Here is a 24,410-nt window from a genome sequence, read left to right as displayed (position 1 = left end):
TCCGGCCGCCCGGGTGCGGGGCAGGTCGAGAATGGGACGCATGGGACTTTTCCAGCAGCGCGCCGACGAAGAAGAGAACCAGTGGACTCTGCCCTCCGAGCCGCTGGAACGGTCGGAGTCCGAGGTGCTCGACACCGCTCCGGCGATCGATCCGCTCTCGATCGGCCTGGGACTCGGCGCCGGCGCGTCGATCAGTTCCGTGGTCTTCCCTGTGGCACCGCCGGCGGCCGCGCCGTCGTCGATCGAGGATCGCGAACCGCAAGACCGCGACGACTGACCTCCGCGGGTCAGGGGTCAGCCCGCGAGCTGCGGGGAGAAGTCGACTCGCGTCCGAGGAAGCGCCTCGGGGTGCTCCCGCTGCAGCCAGCTGATCATCTTCTCCCGCACCTCACAGCGCAGAGTCCACTGATCACCCGAGTCCTTGGCCGACATCACCAGACGCACGGTGACATATCCGCCCTGAGCCTCCGTCACTGCAGCATCCGACGAACGACCGTCCCACGCCGATGACGCTTCGACGACGCGCTGGAACTCCTGGCGCAGCTCGTCCATCGGCACGCGCCAGTCGAGGTCCAGATAGACCGTGCCGAGGATCTTGTCGGACTTCCTGGTCCAGGTCTCGATCGGCGTGGTCGTGAAGTAGCTGCACGGGACCACGAGCCGTCGTTCGTCCCAGATGTAGACCACGACGTACGAGAGGTTGATCTCGCCGACGCGCCCCCACTCCCCCTCGATGACGACGACGTCACCGACCTTGATGGCATCGGTGAACGCCACCTGCACACCGGCGATCAGGTTGCCCAGAATCGATTGCGCGGCAAGGCCCGCGATGATGCTGACGATGCCGGCGGACGCGAGAAGGCTCGTGCCGACCGCACGCATCTCGGGGAACGTGAACAGCACGGTGCCCAACGCGAGGACCGCGATCGTCACCAGAACGAGGCGATGGATGACGAGAAGCTGCGTGCGCCGACGGCGTGCTTCCGGACCGACGAGCACGGCCTCTTCGCGGTCGATCAGCCTTTCGAAGCCGAACGAGACCGAGGCGGCGAGAAGCCATGAACCGGTCAGGATCGTGGCGATCAAGAAGATCCTCGAGACCGCAGTCCACCAGGGCTGCTCCGCGGGTTCGGTGACGGACGCGGCGATCCAGATCGCGACCACCGCCGCCGTCGCGATCATCGCGTTGCGCACTCGACGGGCGAGATCACGCACCCACGGCACGCGCCGGCTGATCAGGCCCGCGACCAGAGCAAGCAGAGTGAGGGCGGCTGCGGCGACGACGATCGCGGTGCCGATCGCCACCGCGCTGCCGATCCAGGAATCCCATGTGAAGTCGGAAGGCATCCGACCACACTATGTCGAGGCCGGGCAGTGCGCGAAAGACGCAGGCCAGCATGCGGTGTCGCCGGGCGCGGCTACGGTTGAGGGATGACGATCACCGCCGCCGCAGACGGCTCCGCCCTGGGCAACCCCGGCCCCAACGGCTGGGCCTGGTACATCGACGACGACAACTGGGCCGCGGGCGGTTCGCCACACGGCACCAACAATCAGGGCGAGCTGCGGGCCGTGCTCGAGCTGCTGCTCGCGACGGCGGGCATCTCTGAGAAGCTGATGATCGAGTGCGACAGTCGCTACGTGATCGATTCGGTGACCAAGTGGATGCCGGGGTGGAAGCGCAAGGGCTGGCGCAAGTCAGACGGCGGGCCGGTGCTCAACCGCGACCTGCTCGAGGGCATCGACGAGGCCATCCGCGGGCGCGACGTGGAGTTCTCGTGGGTCAAGGGCCACGCCGGTCACCCGCTGAACGAAGCTGCCGACGAGCGCGCGAACGCGGCGGCCAAGGCCTACCAGGCGAAGCAGGAGCCGCGCCGTGGGCCCGGCTTCACCCTGGCGACGGATGCCGGAGCCGCCGCCGCGGCATCCGCGCCGATCGCCGCGGCCGCAGGGCGATCGGACGCGGCAGGCACTCCGACGGACGACGACACCGCGTGGGCTGACGCCGTCGAGGCGGATGCCGCGTCGATCGCGTCGGCCGACTCCGGAGCCGATCCGTGGGGCGCCGCATCGCAGGGCGCGGGCGCCGCACCGGCATCCGGCACGTCGTCTACCGCCGCCGTCTCGGTCGCCGAGCCGCTCTGGGCTGAGGCGGCAGATCTGTTCGACGGTCTCGACGATGAGCCTGCGATCGACCCGGTCGAGCTGACGATCTCGCTGACGGGTGCCGAGCACGCCCGCCTCGTCGACCGCGCCACGGCGCAGGGGATCTCTCTCGAGGAGGCGCTCCGCCGTCTGATCTGACGGCGGGAGGCGCCCGCGAGTGCCCGCCTCTCGACCGAACCGGCGGCTCAGCCGAGACGCTCGGGTCGGGCGCCGAGGCCGACGAAGCGGCCGGTCAGGCGAGTCAGTGCGGGATGTCGACGCAGCATCCGCAGTGGCAGGGGCAGTGGCGCTCCCGGTCGCGTCGTCGACAGCAGCGGCCTCTGCAGTGCGCGCTGCACTGTCTGCGTCACGATGACCGGCCACGCGCGGCGGCGCTGGACGCGCCGCAGATCGGCGAGTTCGGGCACGCCCCTTTCGAGCGCCGGTCCGAGGATGCGGGCGGCCGCCACCGCATCCTGAATCGCGAGATTGATCCCCACCCCACCCGCGGGCGACATCGCGTGCGCGGAGTCGCCGATGCACAGCAGGCCGTCGAGATACCAGCGACGCAGCCTTTCAAGCCGCACCCGCAGCAGATGCACATCATCGGCGACGAGCTCGGTGGCGACCCGACCGAGGCGGGGCGAGATCGAACGGATGCGCTCCTTCATGCGGGTGAGGTCGTCGTCCGATCCCGTCCAGGTCCCGGCGGGAATGACGTGCGCGATCTGGAAGAACTCCTCCCGATCGATGGTGATGAGCATTCCGGCGCCGGCCTGCACGAACGGGTAGGTCTCGTCGCCGTTCTTCGGCAACCGGAACCAGAGCACGTCCATGGCCGCTGCGACTCCCGACGGCGTGAGCCCTGCCGCGGCGCGCACGACCGAGTCGCGCCCCGACGCGTCGACGACGAGCCGCGCCCGGATGTCGAGCGAGCCGTCGGCGCCCGTCGCGACGATGCCGTCGATGCGCCCGCCGTCATGAGTGATCCTGTCGACGCGAGTCGACCGCAGCAGATGGAACCCGGGGTATCTGCCGGCCTCAGCGGCAAGCAGGTCGAGGAAGTCCCATTGCGGCATGAACGACATCACCTTGCGAGCCGTCGGCAGGTGCGAGAAGTCGGCGAGGGCGAGTTCGGTGCCGTGCCAGCTGAGCATGACCCGCTGCATGTCGGCGTGCGGCTTCGCAAGGAACTCGTCGAGCAGGCCGAGCTCGCCCAGCAGCTGCTGGGTCGAGGGGTGGATCGTGTCGCCGCGGAAGTCGCGCAGGAAGTCGGCGTGCTTCTCGACCACAGTGACATCACGCCCCTGACGGGCGAGCAGCAGACCGAGCATGAGCCCGGCGGGGCCGCCGCCCACGATGACGCAGTCGGTGTCGATTCGCGTGTTCATGAGTCGAGCTTCGACCGAGCAGGTGCGACGATACGAGCATGGTCAATAAGAGACCCGGTCGCCCCCGCGGCTCTGCGACGGCTCGGCAGAGCCTGATGGATGCCGCGCAGAGACACTTCGACGCCGGCGATCTGGCTTCGCTCTCGTCGCGCGAGCTGGCCGCGGAGATCGGCGTCAGTCACACGTTGGTCAATTATCATTTCGGTTCCCGCGACGGACTGATCGCAGCGGCGATCGCCCTGCGGGCCGCCCCGCACGATGTCATCGCCCTGTCGCGCGACCATCACGGACATATCGACGTGAACCGCCTCGCTCACGGCATCCTCGCGGTGTGGGAGCATCCGGAGCACGGCGCTCGACTCGCGGGATTCGCGCGCCGACTGGCATCCGGCAGCGGGTCGTCCGAGACGATCAGCGACTACATCCAGAATTCCGTCTTCGAGCCGCTGGTCGACGACTTCGGCCGCGCGCAGGCTCGGCGGATGGCGATCGTCATCGTCGGGTTCCTCTTCGGACGCTACGTGCTGGCGCTGCCGATGTTCGCGAAGCTCTCGCGAGACGACGCAGGGAACCTGCTTCTCTCGATGCTCCATTGAGCCCGCGTACACTCGCACCATGCCCAAGAAGAATGTCGCGCGCACCGTCGGTCGGATCTTCCTCGGCTCCTTCCTCGTCTTCGCCGGAGTCTCGCATCTGACCTTCGCCCGCGATGAGTTCCAGGCGCAGGTGCCGGACTGGGTGCCCCTGGATCCGGACGTGACCGTGCTCGCCTCGGGTGTCGTCGAGGTGGGTCTCGGAGCGGCGCTGCTCGTCGCGCGCAAGCGCCGGGGGCTGGTCGGAGTGCTCACCGCGCTGTTCTTCGTCGCGGTCTTCCCCGGCAACATCGCACAGTGGGTGGAGCACCGGAATGCCTTCGGGCTCGACACCGACATGAAGCGCTTCGTGCGCCTGTTCTTCCAGCCGGTGCTCATCGCCCTGGCCATCTGGTCGACGCGCACTCCGCGCCGCACGTCGACCGCCCGGTCCGCTCCATAACTCCGGAGAACCTCGCCGGTGACAGCAGAAGACCGGCCGATCCCCGAGGGAACCGACCGGTCTTCCGGAGTTGTGGATCTCAGACCGCGAGCAGCTCCCGCTCGAGGCGTGCGTACGAGGTCTCCATGCCGTCGGCCATGCCGGTGGCGAGGATCATGTCGCGCGTCTCCTTGTCGGGATACTCGATGTAGAGGGTGATGAGCGTCGCACCGTCCTCTTCGTAGAGGTTCAGGTCGTTCAGCGTCTCGACCGGCATCCCGATCATCCGCTCGGTCTGCACCGACCGCCGGGGTGCGTCGATCAGCAGCGCCTCACCCTCGAAGCCGAACGGCTGCCCCTCCGTGTCGCCCACGGGTGCCCACGAGTTGCGGTACGTCTGACCGACTTCGGTGGCGACGACGCACTCGGTCATCTCCCACCCGTCTGGTCCGAGCAGCCACTGCTTCATGAGCTCGGGGTCGTTGTGCGCGCGCCAGACCAGGTCGCGCGGCCCTTCGACCAGACGAGTGATGCGCACGTGCACGTCGTCGAGAAGCTCGACCTGCGTGCCCTTGCCCTGGGCGTACTCGCGGAGATCCTGCAGCACGGCGTCGAGCTGGCTCATCGCGAGCTTCAGACCCTCGATCTGACCCATCTCGACGACCTGCTCGATCGCCTCGACCGAGTCGAAGTGACTGGTCGTGACCATGCGGGTGCCGTCGGCGGTGGACTCGAAGGCGAACGACATCCGCTGCGCCGGGAAGCCGTCGAGAGGTTTGCCCTCATCGTCGACGAACGAGTCGAGCACCTCGAAGCTGTGCGGGGCATCGATCGAGAGGAACTCCCACGACCCCGACGACTTCTCGCCGCGCGGCCCGCTCATCGAGTACTGCGCACGTCCGCCGACCGTCTGGTCCCAGGCGGTGAAGGTGGCCGGCCATCCGGGAGGGCCCCAGAAGCGCTCGAGCTGGCGCGGGTCGCTGTAGGCGGCCCAGACCCGCTCGATCGGCGCCGCGAAATCGGCGACGACGGTCATGGTGAGGTTGTCGGCATCAGTGGTGACATCCGTGACGGGCATGTCAGTCTCCTTCTTCGGTTCGTGAATCATCGGTGGTGTCGGTGGTGGTGTCGGATGCGGATGCCGGTGTCTCGGCCAGCAGCTCGTCGAGTCGGGCGATGCGCGACCGCCACAGCTCTTCGTATCGGGCGAGGAGCGCCCTGGCGCGGGCGATCATCTCGGGGTTCGCGCGGACGAGCCGCTCGCGTCCCTCGGCGCGCTTGACAATGAGATTCGCCGCTTCGAGCACGGCCACATGCTTCTGCACTGCGGCGAACGACATCTCGTATTCGGAGGCGAGGGTCGAGACGGACTGCTCCCGCTCGATCGTCCGGCGCAGGATGTCACGCCGGGTCGACGTCGCCAGTGCGTGGAACACACGGTCGACCTCCGCTTCGCTCAGTTCTCGTTGTGCAACCATTTGGTTGTACGTTATGCCTGGGCGAAGCGGATGTCAAGAGAAACTAGTAGTCGGTGCCCGCGAAGAGCTCGCGTATGCGCGGAAGCACGGTGGCGTACCTGTTCGCCACCGCCACGTACGACTCTCTGAGGGTCGGGTCGACGGAGACCCGCTTGTCGATCCGCACCATGCAAGCCACCGCCTCGGCAACGGATCGGTGCAACCCGGTGGCCACCGCAGCCGTGATCGCCGCCCCCATTCCCGCCGCATCGGAGACCGCAGCGGTGCGCACCGGGACGCCGTAGACGGCGGCGAGAATGGTGAGCATCAGATCGGAGGCGCTGCCTCCGCCTGTCACGATCAGACCCTCGAGCGGTCGTCCCAGAGCTCGGCGAGCACGCGCATCCGCGAACGAAGTCTCGATCGCGAGCGCCTCGAGGATCGCGCGGTAGACGTGGAATCGGCCCTGGGTTCCATCGAATCCGACGATCGCCCCCCTCCTCCAGGGCTCGTCGACAGACGCCAACCAGTCGAGGGCGACGAACAGACCGTCCGCCCCTGGCGGTACCAGTTCAGCGCCGACGTTGAGTTCGGTCTCGGAGTATCCCCCTGACGGTGAGGCGAGCAGATCGCGGAACCAGCTGACGGTCCACATGCCACGCCTGACGCCGTGACTCTCATAGAGATACCCCTGCGGCTCAGCGGCGAAGTTCGTCCAGAAGGCGTCGCTCTGACGCACCTCGCTGCCCGGCGTCATGGTCGCTACATACGTGCCGAGCGAGAGAAGTGCATCGCCCTCGGCTCGCATCCCCGCGCCGAGCGCCTCGACCGCCTTGTCGTTCGAGGTGGCGATGACAGGGATGCCGACCGGCAGTCCTGTGACGGCGGACGCCTCTGGCGTCACCGTGCCGAGCAATTCCCCGGGTGCGACGAGCTCGAACAGCATCGACGGGTCCATGCCGCAGCGGACGTAGTCCTCGGCATCCGCGCTCCACGTCCATCGAGTGGTGTCCACCGGCCATACGCCCTGCACGTTGCCCGCGGCATCCCGCCGCTCCCCCGTCAGCCGATGACCGATGTACCCCGAAGACGTGGTCACGAAGACGGCGTCGTCGGTCTCGCGTTCATACGCCCTCGGAACACGCTCGTCCATCCAGCTCATGACGGGCTGGGCGAGATGCCCGTCGGCTCGGAGCACGGCCCGACAGAATCGTATGGTGCAGAGGCCCACCCCGCGGATCTCTGCCGGATCGCCACGGAACTCGGCCATCGCTGCCCGCAGCGCGGTGACGATCGAGTCCCACAGGTCGTCGTCCGGATGCTCCCACCGCCCCGGCGCCGGAGAGGCATACGGCCTCAGCGGCACACGCGCGCTCGCATGCACCGCCCCCGACCCGTCGACGATGAGGACCTTGGTGCTCTGCGAGCCGTTGTCGATCGCGACGACGAATCCCGCAGCCGGCGCGGTCACGCGCGAATCACCTCGGCGTCATCGAGCGGGTAGATAGTTCCGCGATTCATGATGCCGTTCGGATCCAGTCCCTGCTTCAGCGTGTGCAGCAGCGAGTACGCCGTGCCGTGCTCTTCGTGAGTCCACGGCGTGCGGTACTTGCCGATGCCGTGGTGGTGCACCATCGACCCGCCGAGGCGCAGAGCCTCCTCCACCACGATCGCGTTGAGGGGCTCGTGGTACTCCGTGATCTCTTCGCGCGGCTCGCAGCTGATGTCGTAGTCGTACACGAAGTACAGGTTGGTTCCGGTCTGGTAGCTGTGCGAGGAGTGCGCACCCAGCATCGTCAGATCGGCTGCGCGCGGGAACTCGGTTCGCGCCCGCCGCATCACCGACTCGAACAGCTCTTCGACGCCCGACCAGTCGATCGAGACCTCTGTCGTGTAGCCGAGATGCGCCTTCTCCAGCATCTCCCGCCTCTCGGCGTCGATCTTGTCCTGCCCCCAGTTGAGGTTGTCGAACCAGGACTCGATGAGCGCGCTGTCGACCTTCTGATGGGGGATGCCAGCGAAGATGGCTTCGATGCCGGCCGCTGTCGCGTCCGCCACGCCCTTCGGCCCCTCGGCGACGAGGACGACGACCGCCTTCCCCTCGGCGAAATGCGAGAAGTGCTGGGATGCGTCCTCCTCCGAGTACGCACGCGCGACAGAGGGGCGGTAGCCGGCGACGATGACATCGCGCAGCCCTGCGACCCCGGTCGGCAGCGAGTCCACGAGGAATCCGAGGAAACGATTGTTCTCGGGCTGGTATGTGAACACCTTCACAGTGACCTCGGTGATGACGGCCAGCGCACCCTCGTTGCCGATCACGATGTGGCGGATGTCGGGACCAGCGGCTCGTCGGGGCACACTCTTGATCCGCACGACGTCACCGCCGGGGAGCACCGCCTCGAGGCCGACGACCATGTCTTCGATCCCGCCGTACAGGGTCGAGAACTGCCCGATCGAGCGGGTGGCGACGAGTCCGCCCATCTGTGCGAGAGGCTTCGACTGCGGCGAATGCCCCGTGGTGAGGCCCTGCGCGCGAAGAGCGTCTTCGAGCACCTGCAGCGGCACGCCGCACTGCGCCGTCACCATCATGTCGACCGGATCTACCTCGAGGATCGCGTTCATGCGTGAACCGTCGAGCACGATCGTGTCGTCGACGATCGTCTCGAGGCCTCCCTCGGTCGCGGTGCGGCCAGTGCGAGGCACGACATTGATCAGGTTCTCGTCGGCGAAACGCAGGATCGCGACGACGTCGTCCGTCGATTCGGCGTACGCGATCGCCGCCGGGATCGGACCATCGAATATGTCGTGCACGGCCGTGTACTTCTTGAAGCGATCGACGCTCGCCTCCCGCAGCTCGTGCAGGTCGGTGTCGACCTTGGCAGAGCCGATCAGTTCGCCGAGGCGGGTGACGATCTCGTCGCGTGAAAGGGCTGATCGTGAAGCAACCATGAGGGTGATGTCCTGTTCGTAGAGAGGTGGGGGCGCGGTCAGCGCACGAGGTAGCCGCCGTCGACGGTCAGGGTGTGACCGTTGACGAAGTCGGATGCAGAGCTGGCGAGGAACACGGTCGCACCCATGAGGTCTGCGACGTCACCCCACCGGCCTGCCGGGGTGTGCTCGATGATCCGGCGGTTCACTTCAGCATCCGCTCGGGACTGCTCCGTGATGCGAGTCGTGAAGTATCCGGGGGCGATCGCGTTGACCTGGATTCCGTGACCGCCGAGCTCATCGGCGTAGGCCCGTGTGAGGCCGACGATCCCATGCTTCGTCGCCGCATAGGCGGGCGAGCCGAGGCCGCCGAGGAACGCGAACAGCGAGGCGATGTTGATGATCTTGCCTGAGCCCTGAGCGATCATCCGCTTGCCCGCTTCGTGCGCCATCTCGAACGCTGCCGTCAGGTTGACGGCGACCATCGGATCCCAGTCCGCACGCCCGAACTCGCTCACGTCCGCGATCCGACTGATCCCTGCGGAATTGACCAGGATGTCTACTCCGCCGAGCACCTCACAGGCAGCAGCGATCGCCGCCTGCGGGGCGCCGGGAGCAGTGATGTCGACCGTCAGCTCGGCGTAACGACGGCCTTCGGCCTCGACCAGTGCCGCGGTCTCGCCACGGTCGTCGAAGAGGCCGGGAACGAAGACATCGGCTCCGCCTTTCGCGAGTGCGAGGGTGAATGCCTGACCGAGCCCCGTGTTGCCGCCGGTGACGACCGCGCGCTTCCCGTGCAGAGAGAAGTGATCCAGGGAGAAGTCGGAGATGTGCAAGAGATGCTCCTTCAGAAGTGCGGGGTTGCGGGGATCCGGATGCCGGCGCCACGTCACGCGAACGGATCTGAGATGCCGATGTACGTCGTCTCGAGGTACTCGTCGATGCCCTCGAAACCGCCCTCGCGGCCGAGGCCCGACTGTTTGACGCCGCCGAACGGGGCCGCGGGGTTCGAGACGAGGCCCGTGTTGAGCCCGAGCATTCCCGTCTCCAGTCGTTCGGCGAGACGCAGCGCGCGATTCAGGTCGCGCGTATATGCGAAGCACACCAGGCCGTACTCGCTCGCGTTGGCGAGGCGCACCGCCTCGTCCTCATCGCGGAACGCCGTTATGGGCGCGACCGGACCGAAGATCTCCTCCTGCAGGATGCGCGCGGACTGCGGCACATCGACGAGCACCGTCGCTGGGTAGAAGTACCCTGCCCCCTCTGGCGTCACGCCACCGAGCACGAGACGCGCGCCGTCTTCCACCGCTCCGCCGACGAGTTCAGCCACCTTCTCGCGAGTGGACTCGTCGACCAGCGGTCCGAGAGTCGACGCCGGATCCGTACCGCGAGCGTTCACCGTCTGTCTCATCCGTTCGACGAGACGTCTCGAGAACTCGTCGACGATGCTCTCGTGCACGAGGAAGCGATTCGCAGCCACGCACGCCTCGCCGCCGTTGCGGAGCTTGGCGATCAGTGCCCCGTCGACCGCGGCGTCGAGGTCGGCGTCGTCGAACACGAGGAACGGAGCGTTGCCGCCCAGCTCCATCGAGACGCGAAGCACCTGGTCGGCGGCATCGGCGATCAGCCGTCGACCCACTTCTGTCGATCCCGTGAATGACAGCTTGCGCAGTCGTGCATCCTTGATGAGCGGTCCGGTGACGGCGCCGGCGCGCGTCGTGGGGATGACATTGACCACGCCGTCGGGCACCCCCGCTTCACGCAGGACCTCGGCGAACAGCAGGGCAGTGAGCGGAGTGAGGGCCGCGGGCTTGAGTACCGACGTGCATCCGGCGGCGAGCGCGGGCGCGATCTTTCGGGTCGCCATCGCCAGAGGGAAGTTCCACGGCGTGATGAGCAGGCTGGGGCCGACGGGGCGCTTTGCGACGAGCAGCCGGTTGCGACCGTCGGGAGCTGTGGCATAGCGCCCCGAGATGCGCGGCGCCTCTTCCGAGAACCAGCGCAGGAATTCGGCGCCGTAGCCGACCTCGGCTCGTGACTCGGCCAGGGGCTTTCCCATCTCGAGCGTCATGACGAGCGCGAAATCGTCAGCGCGCGCGGTGACGAGCTCGAACGCACGGCGGAGAATCTCACCGCGCTCGCGCGACGGAGTCGCCGCCCAGGAGGCCTGCGCAGATGCGGCGGCGTCGAGCGCGGCGGCGCCGTCTTCGGGCGCAGCGTCTGCGACGTGGGCCAGCACTTCGCCTGTCGAGGGATCGTGCACAGCGAACGTCCCACCGGTCGTGGACTCCCGCCACTCGCCTCCGATGAACAGCCCGGTCGGCAGAGACGCCAGCAGCTCCTGCTCCCGAGCGGCGGTCATGCCGCCACCTCCGCGGCGTGCTCGCCGGCCTCGCGACGCAGGTCACGTCCGAGCATCTCCTCGTAGAGACGCACCGGCGTCATCTCCCCCGCGAGATCGCCGAACCGCGCTCGCGCCCTGCGGAAGATCTGCTCGACCAGCGACGAGAGCTCCACCGGCATGCCGACAGATCGCGCAAGATCCACCGAGAGCCCCAGGTCCTTGCAAGCGAGAGCGATGGCGAACCCTTCGTCGTAGTCGCCGTGGTCGAGGATCGAGAGCACGTCTCGAGAGACGAACGTGCTGTTCGCCGGGCTCGCAACGAGCGCATCGCGGAGCACGCCGAGATCGACGCCGGCGGCGACACCCACCGACAGCACCTCGGCTGTCGCGACGAGGTGAGAGAACCACAGCTGATTGATCATGAGCTTCACGGCGTAGCCGGCACCGTGGCCGCCGACGTGCAGGATCCGTTCGGGATCGCCCATCGCCTCGAAGACGGGACGCAGTCGAGCGACGTCGACCGCATCGCCGCCGACGAAGATCTGCAGCATCCCGTTCGCGGCACCGACCGACATCCCGCTGACCGGAGCGTCGAGCAGGTGCAGGCCGCGATGTTCCTCGGTGCGGCGGATGCCGTCGAGCACATCGGGGACCGAGGTCGACATGTCGATCCAGGTGCCGCCGTCCGGGAGGCCGGCGACGATGCCGTCTGCTCCGGCTGCGACGGCCGCGACGTGCTTCGGGGTCGGCAGCATCGTGATGACGAGATCGCTGGCGGCCGCGACCTCACGTGGGCTATCGGCCCAGCGGGCGCCCCCTGCGAGTAGCCCTTCTGCAGACTCTCGTCGCAGATCCGTGACGACCAGGGGATAGCCCGTGGCCTGGAGGTTCTTGGTCATCCCAGATCCCATGTTGCCGAGTCCGATGAACCCGACGGTGGGGAGGGGGCCATGCGCTGACCCGGTGGAAGCGTTCATGGAGCTATGCATCTTTCGGTGGAAGGTTCGGGGTGTAGAAGGGATTCGTCGGGCTGTGCCGCGCGGCCAGCACGTCGTCGATCGTGGGGAGAGAACGCGCCCCGTTGGCGAGCGCGGTCTTCGTGGCCTCGCGATTGTTCAGGTACACGAGGTCGGCGTCGTCGGCGGACGGGTTCACCCAGACCGCCGCGACGAGCGCGTGGGTGTCGGCCTGCTCTGCGGAGACATGCCCCTCAGCCACCGCGTCGGCCACGCCGGCGGCGACTCCGGCCTGCGCCGGCCCCCAGATGAGGAGACCGTGGTCGTCGCTCGCCGGCGCCGCCTTCGTGACGAACAGCGTGAGGGGTTTCACGGGCAGTGACGGTCGGAGGACAGCGACGAAGGGCACGTGCCCGGCGGTCGGCGTAGCCAGCGCCGTGGCCCACGCCGTGCCCGCAGGGCCGTCGCGATGCCCGAAGACGGTGTTGATGTGCGCGGCGTTCACGCCGCTTCCGATGAAGCTCTCGCCGATCTGCAGCGCGGAGGTCATCAGATCAGGCCCTGATCTTCGAGCCACTCGATCGCGACATCTTCAGGGTCCTCACCCTCGACGTCGACGAGGGCGTTGAGCTCTTGCATCACCTCAGTGGTGAGCAACGGGCTGACCTCGGCGATCACGTCGGCGATGGCCGGGTACTCGTCGAGCGTCGACTGCTTGAGCGTGAATCCGCCCTGGTAGCTCGGGAAGAACTCCTTGTCGTCCTCCATCACCACGAGTCCCAGAGCAGGGATGCGCCCGTCGGTCTGGAAGACCTCGCCGAAGTTGCAGTCATCGCCCTTCTCGGTCGCGGTGTAGATCACGCCGGTGTCGAGCATGGTGATGGAGGCATCGAATCCGTACGCCTCGCTGAGCCCCGGCATCCCGTCATCCCGAGTCGAGAACTCGCTCTCGATGCAGAATGTCTGATCGCCGGCCGGCAGGGCCGCGACGTCGCTGAGAGTCTCGACCCCGAGCGCATCGGCCTCGGACTCGCGGATCGCGAAGGCGTAGGTGTTGTTGAACGGCGCCGGGTCGAGCCACGCGATGTCGTTCTCCGCGTCGGCTTCCTTCACGGCGTCGAACTGCGCCTCGGCTCCCTGCACCGGTGCAGTGTTGCCGTTGTAGGTGATCCACGACGTGCCGGTGTACTCCCAGTAGCCGAGGAACTGATCGTTCTCGAGCGCCTGGCGCACGTTCGCCGAACCGACGAGCTTGGTGTTCGCTTCGACATCCGCGCCGTGGGCGTTGAGTAGTTCGGCAGTGAGGTAGGCGAGGATGTACTGCTCGGAGAAGTCCTTGGAGCCGATCTCGCCTGTGAGACCTTCGAGCTCGTCGCCCTGTGCGCCGGCGCCGCCGCCGGCGCCGGCGGAGCAGCCGGTGAGGGCGATGGCGCCGAGAGCGAGGACGGCGATCGAGGATGAGGCGAATCTGGATGTCTTCATGTCGAGTTCCTTTCGGAGGGATTCGGGTGTGTTCGTGCAGTTCAGAGAGGTCAGAGACCCTTGGGGCGGACGATCTCCTCGACGAGGCCCGCGGCCCAGTCGATGAGAACCGCGATGGAGGCGACGAGCACGGCGCCGACGACGAGCACCGGGTACCGCTGCAGCTTCAAGCCGTTGATGATCATGTCGCCGAGCCCGCCCGCGTTGATGAAGGTCGCGACGGTGGCGACTCCGACCGCGAAGACGAGCGCCGTGCGCAGACCCGCGAGGATGACGGGCGACGCCAATGGCAGCTCGACCCGGCGCAGCACCTGGGCAGGGCGCATCCCCATGCCGCGGGCGGATTCCTTGATGCTGGCATCGACCTGCGCGAGACCCGTGATCGTGTTCTGCAGCACGGGCAGGAAGGAATACACGACGAGCGCGACGAGGGCGGTGGTGAAGCCCGTCTGCCAGACGATGGCGAGCAGGATCACGACGCCGATCGCGGGCGTCGCCTGCCCGATGTTGGCGATGCCGATGACTGTTGCGCGGAAGACCCGAGAGTGCGACCGGCTGACGGCGATGCCCGCCGGAATCGCGAGGATGGCGACCAGCACCGCGGCGAGGATCGACAGCGCCAGGTGCTCGCCGATGCGGGCGATGATGTAGTCGCCGTTGAGGGTGCGCTGTTCGATCGAGTCGAGTTCGAGACTCGATACCCACAGGAATGTCGCCAGAAGCACGAGGGCGACGACGATCAGCGGCATCGTCCGTCTCAGCAGCGTCGGCATCCTTCGACGCGGAGCGCGCTGGGTCTGCAGCACCGTCGTCGCCGACGGCACGACCTGGTCGGTTGTCATCGTCATGCCTCCGCCGTGCGCCGGGCGTCGTGCGGGCGGGGCTCTGCACCTAGGGCTGCCGAGATGGCAGCCTGATCGATCGAGCCGACAGGCTGACCCGCGCGCGAGACCGTGATGCGCGGCGCACCGGTGAGCACGAGCAGGTCGAGCGCCTGGCGCAGAGACGAGGTCTCATCGATCGTGGCATCGGGTGCTGTCGGGTCGATCGAGCCGATGCGCGCCGTCCCGACCGGGATCAGCGCGAGGCGCTTGAGGGCGGCACCTTCGCCTATGAACGAGCGCACATAGTCGTTGGCGGGCTCGGCGAGGATGCGAGCCGGGGTGTCGAACTGCTCGATCCGGCTGCGGTCGCTGAGCACCGCGATACGGTCGCCCATGCGAATCGCCTCTTCGAAGTCGTGCGTGACGAAGATGATGGTCTTGCCGATATCGGCCTGCAGCCGAAGGAACTCGGCCTGCAGCTTCTCGCGGGTGATCGGATCGGTCGCGCCGAACGGCTCGTCCATGAGCATGACGGGCGGGTCTGCGGCGAGGGCACGAGCGACACCGACCCGCTGCTGCTGACCGCCGGACAGCTGGCGCGGATAGCGGTCAGCGAAGATGCCGGGGTCGAGCTGCACGGTCGTCAGCAGCTCCTCCACTCGAGCTGCGGTGCGCTGTTTAGACCAGCCGAGCAGGCGCGGAACGACCGCGATGTTCTCGGCGATCGTGAAGTGCGGGAAGAGCCCGATCTGCTGGATGACGTAGCCGATGTGGCGGCGCAGCTCGTTGCCGTCGAGGGAGAGGACGTCGTCGCCGTTGATGCGGATCGACCCGGAGGTCGGCTCGATGATGCGGTTGATCATCTTCATCGTGGTGGTCTTGCCACATCCGCTCGGACCGACGAACATGACGAGTTCACCGGGTTCGATCCGCATCGAGAAGTCCTCGACGGCAGGGTCCGCCTGCCCGGGGTACTGCTTTGTGATCTGGTCGAGGACGATGTCGACGCCCGCCTGCTGCGATGCGAGAGACGTGAGAACGCCGGTGTTCGTGGTGATGTCAGGCACGGAGACCCCTTGAGGTGGTGAGACGGGCGACGAGGATGAGGATGCCGTCGAGGACGAGCGCGAGGATGATCACGGCGACGGTGCCCGTGAGCGCATAGTTGAGCGCGTTCTTGGACCCGAGCGACGACAGCCCCTTGAAGATGTACTCGCCGAGACCGGGACCCGCGACGTAGGCGGCGATCGCCGCGATGCCGACGGTGAGCTGCGCGGCGACGCGAATCCCCGTCATGATCACCGGCCACGCGATCGGCAGCTGCACAGTGAACAGCACGCGGGTCGGCCCCAGTCCCATTCCGCGAGCGGATTCCAGCACGGAGACCGGCACCTCCCTGAGTCCCACCACGGTGTTGCGGACGACTGGCAGCAGTGAGTAGAAGACGAGAGCGACGACGGTAGGAAGCCAGCCGAGGCCGAGCACCGGGCTGAGGAGAGCGAGCAGAGCGAGCGACGGAATGGTGATCGCGATGGCCGCTGCCGTGAGAACCGATGTCCGGGCGATCCGCCTGTTGCGCACCAGGATGCCGAGGCCGACACCGATGACCGACGCGAGCAGTACAGAGATGACGACGACGACGAGGTGATCCCGAGTGAGCTCGAGGATGTCGTCAGCGCGGCGTGTGAGGAAGGCCGTGAGGTCTTCCCAGTTGAATCCGGTCAAGAGGGCTCCTGTCTCGTCGTTGAGGCCGGTACCGGTGTGTACTCACGGTACTGGCCGTATCCATTTGGTCAAAGGGTGTTGCGCATATGGCAACGACATTTAGACTTCGAGCATGAATCGCTCAGTGGGAAACGGTGTGCGCCGCAACTCGTCGGGGTTGGCTCGGGACTTCGAGATCCTCGAGATCCTCGGCTCCGACGAGGCCTTGCGGTCGGGCGGGCTAGGCGTCTCGCAGGTCGCGCAGTTGACGGGACGCGACAAGGCCGTCGCGTCCCGAACCCTCGCGACTCTCGCCGAGACCGGGCTCGTGGAACGCGATGACGAGACTCTTCGCTACATGCTCGGCTCGCGGCTGTACGCGCTGGCCGCCCGAACCGCCAGCACCTCGCTCGTGCATGCGTCACGGGGGATCCTCCGACGTCTCGTGCAGTCCACGAGGGAGACGAGCCACCTGTGCGTACTCAGAGGTGGCAACGTGCTCACTCTGATGAGCGAACTGAGCCCTCACGATGTCCGCACGACCGGTTGGGCGGGGACCACCACCGCCGCGTGGCGCACGCCATCTGGTCGCGCGCTCCTCAGCGACTGGGATGAGGATGCGCTCGAGCAGTGGTATGACGACCACGGACGGGATCAGCCGCTCGTGGGACGTTTCGACCAGTCCGACGACTCGGTCTTCCCGGTGCTCGATGCACCGCCTCCCGGCAACGCCCCAGTGACGGACTTCGCCAGCCTCCTCACCGAGCTGGGGCGCATCCGCGACCAGGGCTACGCGCTTTCGGACGAGGAGCTGGAGTTCGGCGTCGTCGCCGCGTCTGCACCGATCACCGATTTCACGGGGCGCGTCGTGGCGGCGATCAATGTCAGCGCCCCCAAAGTCAGAATCGGCTCGCGCCTGGATGCGCTCGGCACCCTCGTGGGTCGAGCATCGCGTGAGCTGTCCTCACGCCTCGGCGCCACCCCGGGCGGATAATCGAAGGGACGGCACCGAGCGCCCACGCCTCCGCACCGCGCGGCAGACCGCTCGGGCGCCAGGAAGAAGAAGCACATGAAAGCTCTCCGTTACGTCGAGATCGGCAAGCCCCCCGTCGTCGTCGACATCCCGATTCCGAAGCCAGGACCGGGTCAGGTCCTGCTCAAGATCACGGCGGGCGGCGTCTGCCACTCCGATGACTACGTCATGGGACTCCCGGAGAAGGACTACCTCGAGCAGAGCTATCCGCTGCCGCTGACGCTCGGCCATGAAGGCGCGGGCATCGTGCACGAGATCGGTGAGGGCGTCGACTCGACGCTGAAGGTCGGCGACGCCGTGGCGGTCTACGGCCCCTGGGGCTGCGGCCGCTGCCACAACTGCTCACAGGGCATGGAGAACTACTGCACGAACGCCGCTGCAGAGGGCATCCGTCCTCCCGGTCTCGGCAGCCAGGGCTCGATGGCCGAGTACATGATCGTCGATGACGCCCGCCACCTCGTACCGCTCGGCGACCTCGACCCCGTGCAGAACGTCTCGCTGACCGACGCCGGTCTCACCCCGTATCACGCGATCAAGCGCTCGCTCCCGAAGCTCGGCGCCGGCACGTTCGCCGTCGTGATCGGCACCGGCGGTCTCGGCCACGTCGGCATCCAGATCCTGAAGGCGATCTCCGGCGCCACGGTGATCGCCCTCGATGTCAACGACACCAAGCTCGAGCTCGCCACCGAGGTCGGTGCAGACCACGTGCTGATCAGCGACGCATCAGCCGCCGACAAGATCCGCGAGATCACCGGCGGCCTGGGCGCGAACGCGGTGTTCGACTTCGTCGGAGCGAACCCGACCATGGCCCTGGCGCAAAGCGTGGCCGCTCTCGATTCGGACGTGACGATCGTCGGCATCGGTGGCGGGACGATGAGTCTCGGTTTCGGTGCGATCGCCTACGACGCCGCCGTGCGCATCCCCTACTGGGGCTCCCGCTCCGAGCTGATCGAGGTCCTCGATCTTGCCCGCGCCGGCAAGATTCATGTCCAGACCGAGACCTACTCTCTCGATGACGGCCCGAAAGCGTACGAAGATCTCGCCGCGAACAGCATCCGCGGCCGCGCGGTCATCGTCCCCTAGACGGCGATTCCGCAGAGTGCGGCCGCTCCGACTCGCCGTCGGAGCGGCCGCCAGGGGTCAAAATCCCCTCTCCGCGATATCCGCTCGCGCCCCGTGCAGGGATCCTCCGACGGCTGACACGGTGTAGGTGCGCGGCGAGGCGACGGGGATCAGCGCAGTGAGCACCCTCTCGCCGTTCTGTGCGAACAGCTCGACCGACGACACCCGCTCATTCAGATCGTCGATCCAGATGTCCCATCCGATCTCGCCCGGCCGGTCGAGCCTCATCGAGGGCGACCCATGAAAACCTGGCGGCATTCCCGCGCCGGGACGCTCGAGCTCGATGCGCCCACTCGCGCGGTCCTGTCGGATCACGACCCCTCCGTCATCCGATGCCGAGTCGATGTGGAGTTCGACGCTCTGGGCATCTCCGAACGTCGCCGTGAAGCCGAGACGCGCGGCACCGGCGACTCCTTCGGCGAGCGCGACGCGACCGGTCACACTGCTGCCGAGGTCGATGCTCTCACCGAGCTCGAGTCCGACCGCCGGCTGCTGCCGCAGTCGCTCGACCCCCGTCTCGTCACGAGTGAGCGAGAGGCGTCGAGGAAGAGTCATCGCGCTACGGTGCTCGTCGGAGTCCTCGCCCGGGATGCGACCGGCATACTTCCAGTTGTCCATCCAGGCGATCAGCGTCCGCTCGTGCGCGGCGAGGCCGTCGAATGTGACACCGGCGTAGCAGTCCGGACCGAAGTCGATCCAGCCGTACTCCTCCAGTTCTTCCCGCGACTGACTGCGGTCGACCATCAGCCGCCGCGAGGGCGTCGGGTGGGGAACGGAGGCGCGGAACGTCGTTCCGTCGAAGTCGCCCACGACGTAGTGAGTGCCCGAGCCGCCCGCGATGCCGCCGGGGTTGAGACTGATCAACAGCACCCAGCGCACATCGCCCTCGTCGCCGTCGACGGCGAGCGGGAACATGTCCGGGCATTCCCAGACCCCGCCGACGGGACCGGCCGGACCATAGGACGAGAGATACGTCCACGTCTTGAGGTCGTCGGAGCGATGGAACAGCACCTGACGGTCCTCCGCCTCGACCGCGACCATCACCCAGTACCCATCGCCTCCGTCGTCATAGCGGAACACCTTCGGATCACGGAAGTCGCGCGTGCCGCGGTCGAGCACGGGGTTGCCGGAGTACTTCGTCCAGACGTACCCGCCGTCGGTGCTGTACGCGAGCGCCTGAGCCTGATGCCCCGGCGCCGCGGCCGTGTACAGCGCGACGAGCGGGGGCTCCTCGGCGGTACCGAATCCTGACGTGTTGCCGTGATCGACCACCACGGAGCCCGAGTAGATCTGCGCATCGTCATCCCAGAGGATCGCCGGGTCATGCTCGGTCCACCGCATCAGATCGGTGCTCGTCGCGTGCCCCCAGCTCACGTCTGCATGCGAGACCCCGTGCGGGTTGCATTGGAAGTACAGGTGGTAGAGGCCGTTGTGGAAGACGAGACCGTTCGGATCGTTCATCCAGTTGTGGCGCGGAGCGAAGTGCATTCGCGGGCTCGTGGTGCGGACCGGGGGAAGGTCAGTGGGGGTCACCGGGGCAGTCGTCTTTCTACTTGATGGGGGCGTGCGTCACTTGCCGACGCCCGCTGTGAGTCCTTCGCGCAGCGGCTTCTGCCCGAAGAAGAACACCAGGAGCGCGGGGATCATCGAGAGGATCACCCCGGCGAGCACGGTCGAGATGCTCCCGGTGCCGAGGTTGCCCTGGAGCGTCACGAGTCCCAACGGCAGGGTGAAGTTCTGATCGCTGATGGTCATGATCAGCGGCCGGAAGAACTCGTTCCAGTGATAGTTGAAGGCGAGGATGCCGACGATCGCGAGACCCGGCGTCGCCAGCGGCAGGTACACGCCGAAGAACGTGCGCCAGGGTCCCGCGCCGTCGAGTTGCGCGGCTTCCCCCAGTTCCGTCGGGATCCCCATGAAGTACTGCCGCATCAGGAACGTGCCAAACGCAGTGGGCAAAGCGGGCACGATGAGCGCCAGAAGCGTGTCGGCGAGCCCCATCCCCCTCACCAGCATGAACACCGGCACGATCGTCACCTGCAGCGGAACCATCATGGTCGCGAGGATCAACGCGAACAGCAGCTTCTTGCTGCGGAACTCGAACTTCGCGAAGACGTAGCCGGCCATCGCGGCGGAGAGCATCTGCCCGGCGGCGACGAGCATCACCACGAGCGCGCTGTTCCAGGCATACAGCCAGAGCGGGATCTTGGTGAAGACGTCTGCGAAGGCTCCGAAGCCCACGGTGACCTCTTGGGTGACGCTGTCGGTCGGCGACAGCGCCGTGATCAGGGTCCAGACGACGGGACCGAGGGTCAGCAGGGCCGCGAGTCCGAGCAGGGCGAACTTGCCGCCCGTGCCGAGGGTGTAGAGCCAGGAACGCTTCGTAACCACTGTCGTTGTCATGATGGGCCTCACCCGTAGAAGACGAATCGGCGGCTCAGCCGGAACTGGATGGCCGTGACGAGCATGATCAGAAGCGTCAGCACGATTCCGATGGCGGAGGCGCCGCCGAAGTCGAGCTCCCGGAAGGCGGATTCGTAGATCACCATCACGGCGGTGCGCGTCTCATCACCGGGCCCGCCGCGGGTCAGGACCCACGGCTGGTCGAAGATCTGCAGTGCGTTGATGATGGCCATGACCGATGCGACCAGCAGGGTCGGGCTCACCAGCGGCAGCGTGATCATGCGGAACTGGGTCCACCCGGCCGCGCCGTCGAGCGAGGATGCCTCATAGACCTCGCTCGGGATCGCGGCGAGCCCGCCGATGAAGAGGAGGAACGTGAAGCCGAAGTTCTGCCACACGTAGACCAGCAGCACCACGACCTTCGCGCCGAACCCGGTCGTCAGCCACCCGACGTCGGCGATGCCGATCAGGTTGAGTGTCTGGTTCACGAGCCCGAATTCCTGGTTGAACAGGTACGCCATGATCAGGGAGACGGATGCGGCCGAGAGGATCAGCGGAAAGAACAGCGACGATCGGAAGAAGGTACGCAGCCACGTCGGCATCTTCGATTGGACGAGCACGGCGAGCACCAGGGCTACGCCGAGCTGCAGGATGACGGCGACGATGACGAAGCCGATGGTGTTCAGGAACGACACCCGCACCGTCGGGTTGGCCACCAGGTCGACGAAGTTGTCGAATCCGACGAAGACCGGATCCGAGATGATGTCCCAGCGGAAGAAGGCCAGGACGAACGATCCGATGATCGGGACGAAGTTGAACAGCCCGAGGCCGATCAGGGTGGGTGCCAGGAAGACCCAGATGATGGACCGGCCTGAGCGGGCGACCGTGCCGGTCTCGCTCCGCGCTCCGGGCGGCACGGTGAGTGTGCGGGTGCTGTCTGCGGACATCAGTTTCCCCTCAGTGCGAGTTCGAGATCCCGCTGCATCGTCTCGAGCCCGCGGCGGACGCCGGACGGACCGTTCGTGATGGTCGACACCACGTTCTTGAGCAGCGCGGACTCGACGGCGGCCTGCTGCGGAGGCGCCGGCATCGGACCTGTGTCGGGGAACTTGTCGAGAGTGTCGTAGAAGACCTCCCAGTGCGCGGGCCCCACCCCCGCGCCGTACAGCTTCGTGTTCAGGGAGCGACGAGGGAGTGACGAATCGGGCTTCGGGTGGGCGATCGTCATGCCCTCGACCGAGACGCAGTACTTGAGCCATTCCCACGCCTCGTCCTTGCGGGGCGAGGTCTCCATGATCGCGTAGCCTCCCGCCCCGAACTGGTGCCGTTGCCCCGACATCCTCGGAAAGTAGGTCACGTCGTAGGCGTCGTTCGCGACGCCCGCTTCCTCGAGGCCGCTGACCCAGAAGCCTCCCGCGGGGGTCATTCCGACCGAGCCGGTGGAGAACAGGGAGACCAGCTCGTTTCCGCCCCCCTGTGCAGGGTTCGCGGCGAGCCCCTCCGAGACCATCCGCTCGAGCACCGAGAAGCTCTCGACGGCGTGCTCGTTGAGAGCGTCAGCCTGCTTCCACACGTAGCCGCCGCTGCGTGCCGGCTGGTCGGGGTAGAAACGGTCCCACAGCCAGTCGCCGCCGCTCGCCTTCTCCTCGTGCAGGAAGCTCGTGTTGTTCACGTACAGCCACGGGACGACGCCGCCCCACAGCCGGTTGTTCCAGAAATACGGCAGGAACTGCCCCGAGGCGCTCTTCTTCATCGCACGGGCAGTGCCGAGGAAGTCCTCCAGCGTCCAGTTGTCGGCGGGGCGCTCGAGCCCCGCACGCTCCATCGCCGTCGTGCTGTAGAAGACGTTCGCCGCATTGAAGTTGTCGGGCATCTGGAACAGGCTGCCCTGGTACATGAACGCCTCGATGAGGGTCGGGTTCACGTCGTCGAAGTACTCCTGCATCTCCGATGCGTCTCGGCGCACATAGTCGTCGAGCGGGTGCGCGAGACGCGAGGCGAAGAGCTGCGCACCCTCCGTCGCGACCGTGACGACGTCGGGCGGCGTGCCGGCTGCGATCATCGTGAGGATCTTCGCGAAGTACTCGCTCCAGTCCTGTCCCTGGATGGCGACGATGCGCACCTCGACGCCGGGGTGCTTGCGCTGGAAGCCGTCGACCAGCGCCTGACGCGCCACCGCGTCCTGCGCGGTGCCGAAGAGGGCGACCGTCAGAGTGTCCTTGCCGCGTCCCGGGATGTCAGTTCCGGTGAGCCTCGGCCACGAGACGACGGTGCCGACGATGCCCAGTCCGATCGCGCCGAACAGAGCCCTGCGAGTGAGATCAACCACGATGTTCTCTCCTGAGTGAATGACTTCGCGGCGAGGGAAACGGGCCCTGACCGCCGAAGCTAAATTGATTCAGCATCGCCGAGGTTAGCATCGCCGATGTGTTGCCGCAACGATTTTGCTAAATCAATTCAACCTGAGTGGTTCCGCGGCATCCCGTGCACTGCCTAAGCTGGAGATGTCACGACAGGAGGACGCCGGTGCCGAAGAACGTCGATCGCAGGCCGACGCTCGCCGACGTCGCCGCGCTCTCGGGCATGTCGAAGACCGCCGTCAGCATGATCCTGAACGACCGGCCGGGCTCACGTCTGTCCGCCGACGCCGCCCGCCGGGTCCGCGCCGCCGCAGAGGAGCTCGGCTACCGGCCGAATCCCGCGGCGCAGAGCCTGCGTCTCGGCAAGACGAAGACTCTCGGCTTCATCTCCGACCAGATCACCGTGACCCGCTACGCCTCCGAGATGATCCGCGGCCTGCTGTCCGCGGCGAAGGAGCATGGCCACACCGTTCTGATCGCCGAGACGGAGGGCGACGACGCGAAGATCTCGGACGAGATCCAGGCGATGATCGACCGCCGGGTCGACGGCATCCTGATCGGACTCCTCGGCGCCCGCATGATCGAGGTGCCCGAGACACCCGCCGACGTGCCGGTCGTGATCGTCAACGGCACGTCGACGACGGGGCACCCTTCCGTGCTCCCCGACGAACGGGTCGCCGGTCATGCGATGGCGCGCCTGCTCACAGACGCCGGGCACCGACTCGTCGGGGTGATCGGCAACAACCCGCGCGCGGTCTCGTCCCCCCTGCACTCGGTGACCATCGGCCCGAGATTCGACGGCATCCGCGCCGCGTTCGCCGAGGCCGGCGTCGATCCGCTCATCATCGACGTCCCGGAGTGGAACCCGGACATCGGATACACGCGGACGCTGCAGATGCTCGACGCGCACCCCGACATCACGGCGATCCTCGCAGGCAACGACGGCGTGGCATTCGGCACCTACCAGGCGATCGCCGAGCGCGGGCTACGAGTTCCCGACGACATCTCGGTCGCCTCGTTCGACGACGAAGAGCTCGCCAGCTTCCAGCGACCGGGGCTCACGACCGCGCGGCTCCCGTACGACGTGATGGGTCGCACGGCGGTCGAGATGCTGCTCGGCGAGCGCCCCCTCGACGCCGTGCTGATCCCGATGCCGGTCATCGAACGGGCCTCGATACGAGGCCTTGATCGAGCAGCCGAGATTCATTCAGGCGAATCCATCTCCGTGAGACAGGCGTAGGCTGGAAGCC

The 24,410-nt window shown here is 67.0% G+C and carries 25 protein-coding genes; 7 read left to right on the top strand and 18 right to left on the bottom strand.

Going from position 1 to position 24,410, the window contains the following annotated elements; genetic code table 11:
- Positions 1-40 precede the first annotated feature (40 nt).
- Positions 41-277, top strand: a complete 237-nt coding sequence (locus ACZ0AA_RS15265; RefSeq protein ID WP_463513467.1) for a hypothetical protein — start codon at positions 41-43, stop codon at positions 275-277.
- 17 nt (positions 278-294) lie between these two features.
- On the opposite strand, the gene ACZ0AA_RS15260 is transcribed toward ACZ0AA_RS15265, so the two are convergent.
- On the bottom strand, positions 295-1,347 hold the full coding sequence (locus tag ACZ0AA_RS15260) for a mechanosensitive ion channel family protein (RefSeq protein ID WP_463513466.1): 1,053 nt from the start codon (positions 1,345-1,347) through the stop codon (positions 295-297).
- Between the two features lie 84 nt (positions 1,348-1,431).
- Here ACZ0AA_RS15260 and ACZ0AA_RS15255 point away from each other — a divergent pair, with 84 nt between their 5' ends.
- Positions 1,432-2,301 carry a ribonuclease H family protein gene (locus tag ACZ0AA_RS15255; RefSeq protein ID WP_463513465.1) on the top strand — a complete coding sequence of 290 codons (870 nt, stop codon included), beginning with the start codon at positions 1,432-1,434 and terminating at the stop codon, positions 2,299-2,301.
- A gap of 47 nt (positions 2,302-2,348) precedes the next feature.
- Here the strand turns inward: ACZ0AA_RS15255 and ACZ0AA_RS15250 are convergent, their stop codons facing one another.
- Positions 2,349-3,533 (bottom strand): FAD-dependent oxidoreductase, encoded by a 1,185-nt coding sequence (locus tag ACZ0AA_RS15250; RefSeq protein WP_463513464.1) that lies wholly within the window; start codon positions 3,531-3,533, stop codon positions 2,349-2,351.
- Positions 3,534-3,571: 38 nt separating this feature from the next.
- Between ACZ0AA_RS15250 and ACZ0AA_RS15245 the strand changes: the two genes are divergently transcribed.
- Both ACZ0AA_RS15245 and ACZ0AA_RS15240 read left to right on the top strand, forming a co-directional pair.
- A complete protein-coding gene (locus ACZ0AA_RS15245) occupies positions 3,572-4,129 on the top strand; it encodes a TetR/AcrR family transcriptional regulator (protein ID WP_463513463.1) in 558 nt (185 codons plus the stop codon).
- A gap of 19 nt (positions 4,130-4,148) precedes the next feature.
- Entirely contained in the window at positions 4,149-4,568 is a 420-nt protein-coding gene (locus ACZ0AA_RS15240; protein WP_463513462.1) for a DoxX family protein, read from the top strand.
- Between the two features lie 79 nt (positions 4,569-4,647).
- Here ACZ0AA_RS15240 and ACZ0AA_RS15235 read toward each other — a convergent pair whose 3' ends face one another.
- The 12 genes from ACZ0AA_RS15235 to ACZ0AA_RS15180 are packed head-to-tail and all read right to left on the bottom strand — an operon-like array spanning position 4,648 to position 16,263.
- On the bottom strand, positions 4,648-5,625 hold the full coding sequence (locus ACZ0AA_RS15235) for an SRPBCC family protein (protein WP_463513461.1): 978 nt from the start codon (positions 5,623-5,625) through the stop codon (positions 4,648-4,650).
- Position 5,626: 1 nt separating this feature from the next.
- On the bottom strand, positions 5,627-6,025 hold the full coding sequence (locus ACZ0AA_RS15230; protein WP_463513460.1) for an ArsR/SmtB family transcription factor: 399 nt from the start codon (positions 6,023-6,025) through the stop codon (positions 5,627-5,629).
- A 43-nt stretch (positions 6,026-6,068) separates the two neighbouring features.
- Complete coding sequence (locus tag ACZ0AA_RS15225; RefSeq protein WP_463513459.1) at positions 6,069-7,475, bottom strand: FGGY-family carbohydrate kinase; 1,407 nt, start codon at positions 7,473-7,475, stop codon at positions 6,069-6,071.
- On the bottom strand, positions 7,472-8,953 hold the full coding sequence (locus tag ACZ0AA_RS15220) for an FAD-binding oxidoreductase (RefSeq protein ID WP_463513458.1): 1,482 nt from the start codon (positions 8,951-8,953) through the stop codon (positions 7,472-7,474). Before ACZ0AA_RS15220 ends, ACZ0AA_RS15225 begins: the two co-directional genes overlap by 4 nt.
- A 38-nt stretch (positions 8,954-8,991) precedes the next feature.
- Positions 8,992-9,768: an SDR family oxidoreductase gene (locus ACZ0AA_RS15215; protein ID WP_400862877.1), complete on the bottom strand. Its 777-nt coding sequence runs from the start codon at positions 9,766-9,768 to the stop codon at positions 8,992-8,994.
- Positions 9,769-9,821: 53 nt separating this feature from the next.
- Entirely contained in the window at positions 9,822-11,294 is a 1,473-nt protein-coding gene (locus tag ACZ0AA_RS15210; RefSeq protein WP_463513457.1) for an NAD-dependent succinate-semialdehyde dehydrogenase, read from the bottom strand.
- Positions 11,291-12,253, bottom strand: coding sequence for an NAD(P)-dependent oxidoreductase (locus ACZ0AA_RS15205; RefSeq protein WP_463513456.1), 963 nt, complete (start codon positions 12,251-12,253; stop codon positions 11,291-11,293). Before ACZ0AA_RS15205 ends, ACZ0AA_RS15210 begins: the two co-directional genes overlap by 4 nt.
- Before the next feature lie 4 nt (positions 12,254-12,257).
- A complete protein-coding gene (gene fae / locus ACZ0AA_RS15200; RefSeq protein ID WP_400862883.1) occupies positions 12,258-12,782 on the bottom strand; it encodes a formaldehyde-activating enzyme in 525 nt (174 codons plus the stop codon).
- Entirely contained in the window at positions 12,782-13,714 is a 933-nt protein-coding gene (locus ACZ0AA_RS15195) for a glycine betaine ABC transporter substrate-binding protein (protein WP_463513455.1), read from the bottom strand. Before ACZ0AA_RS15195 ends, fae begins: the two co-directional genes overlap by 1 nt.
- Positions 13,715-13,764: 50 nt before the next feature.
- Positions 13,765-14,562 carry an ABC transporter permease gene (locus tag ACZ0AA_RS15190; protein ID WP_463513454.1) on the bottom strand — a complete coding sequence of 266 codons (798 nt, stop codon included), beginning with the start codon at positions 14,560-14,562 and terminating at the stop codon, positions 13,765-13,767.
- Entirely contained in the window at positions 14,559-15,605 is a 1,047-nt protein-coding gene (locus ACZ0AA_RS15185; RefSeq protein WP_463513453.1) for an ABC transporter ATP-binding protein, read from the bottom strand. Before ACZ0AA_RS15185 ends, ACZ0AA_RS15190 begins: the two co-directional genes overlap by 4 nt.
- Positions 15,598-16,263, bottom strand: a complete 666-nt coding sequence (locus tag ACZ0AA_RS15180; RefSeq protein ID WP_400862890.1) for an ABC transporter permease — start codon at positions 16,261-16,263, stop codon at positions 15,598-15,600. The genes ACZ0AA_RS15185 and ACZ0AA_RS15180 overlap by 8 nt, the downstream gene beginning before the upstream one ends.
- Before the next feature lie 112 nt (positions 16,264-16,375).
- Here ACZ0AA_RS15180 and ACZ0AA_RS15175 point away from each other — a divergent pair, with 112 nt between their 5' ends.
- A complete protein-coding gene (locus ACZ0AA_RS15175; protein WP_463513452.1) occupies positions 16,376-17,236 on the top strand; it encodes an IclR family transcriptional regulator in 861 nt (286 codons plus the stop codon).
- A gap of 75 nt (positions 17,237-17,311) precedes the next feature.
- The gene (locus ACZ0AA_RS15170) at positions 17,312-18,358 is read left to right on the top strand and encodes an NAD(P)-dependent alcohol dehydrogenase (protein WP_400862894.1); all 1,047 of its coding nucleotides are present in this window, start codon (positions 17,312-17,314) and stop codon (positions 18,356-18,358) included.
- A gap of 57 nt (positions 18,359-18,415) precedes the next feature.
- On the opposite strand, the gene ACZ0AA_RS15165 is transcribed toward ACZ0AA_RS15170, so the two are convergent.
- Genes ACZ0AA_RS15165 through ACZ0AA_RS15150 form a run of 4 tightly spaced genes read right to left on the bottom strand, consistent with a single transcriptional unit; the run spans position 18,416 to position 23,129 of the window.
- Positions 18,416-19,930, bottom strand: coding sequence for a glycoside hydrolase family 32 protein (locus ACZ0AA_RS15165; protein WP_463513451.1), 1,515 nt, complete (start codon positions 19,928-19,930; stop codon positions 18,416-18,418).
- Between the two features lie 36 nt (positions 19,931-19,966).
- Positions 19,967-20,800: a carbohydrate ABC transporter permease gene (locus tag ACZ0AA_RS15160; RefSeq protein ID WP_400862897.1), complete on the bottom strand. Its 834-nt coding sequence runs from the start codon at positions 20,798-20,800 to the stop codon at positions 19,967-19,969.
- A gap of 8 nt (positions 20,801-20,808) precedes the next feature.
- Positions 20,809-21,747, bottom strand: coding sequence for a carbohydrate ABC transporter permease (locus ACZ0AA_RS15155; protein WP_463513450.1), 939 nt, complete (start codon positions 21,745-21,747; stop codon positions 20,809-20,811).
- Positions 21,747-23,129 (bottom strand): ABC transporter substrate-binding protein, encoded by a 1,383-nt coding sequence (locus tag ACZ0AA_RS15150; protein WP_463513449.1) that lies wholly within the window; start codon positions 23,127-23,129, stop codon positions 21,747-21,749. Before ACZ0AA_RS15150 ends, ACZ0AA_RS15155 begins: the two co-directional genes overlap by 1 nt.
- Positions 23,130-23,326: 197 nt before the next feature.
- Here ACZ0AA_RS15150 and ACZ0AA_RS15145 point away from each other — a divergent pair, with 197 nt between their 5' ends.
- The gene (locus ACZ0AA_RS15145; RefSeq protein WP_463513448.1) at positions 23,327-24,400 is read left to right on the top strand and encodes a LacI family DNA-binding transcriptional regulator; all 1,074 of its coding nucleotides are present in this window, start codon (positions 23,327-23,329) and stop codon (positions 24,398-24,400) included.
- Positions 24,401-24,410 lie beyond the last annotated feature (10 nt).

It is taken from the genome of Microbacterium sp. AC035, assembly GCF_979258485.1.
Note: the sequence above shows the minus strand (reverse complement) of the source record. Positions and strands in the feature narration are given on the sequence as shown.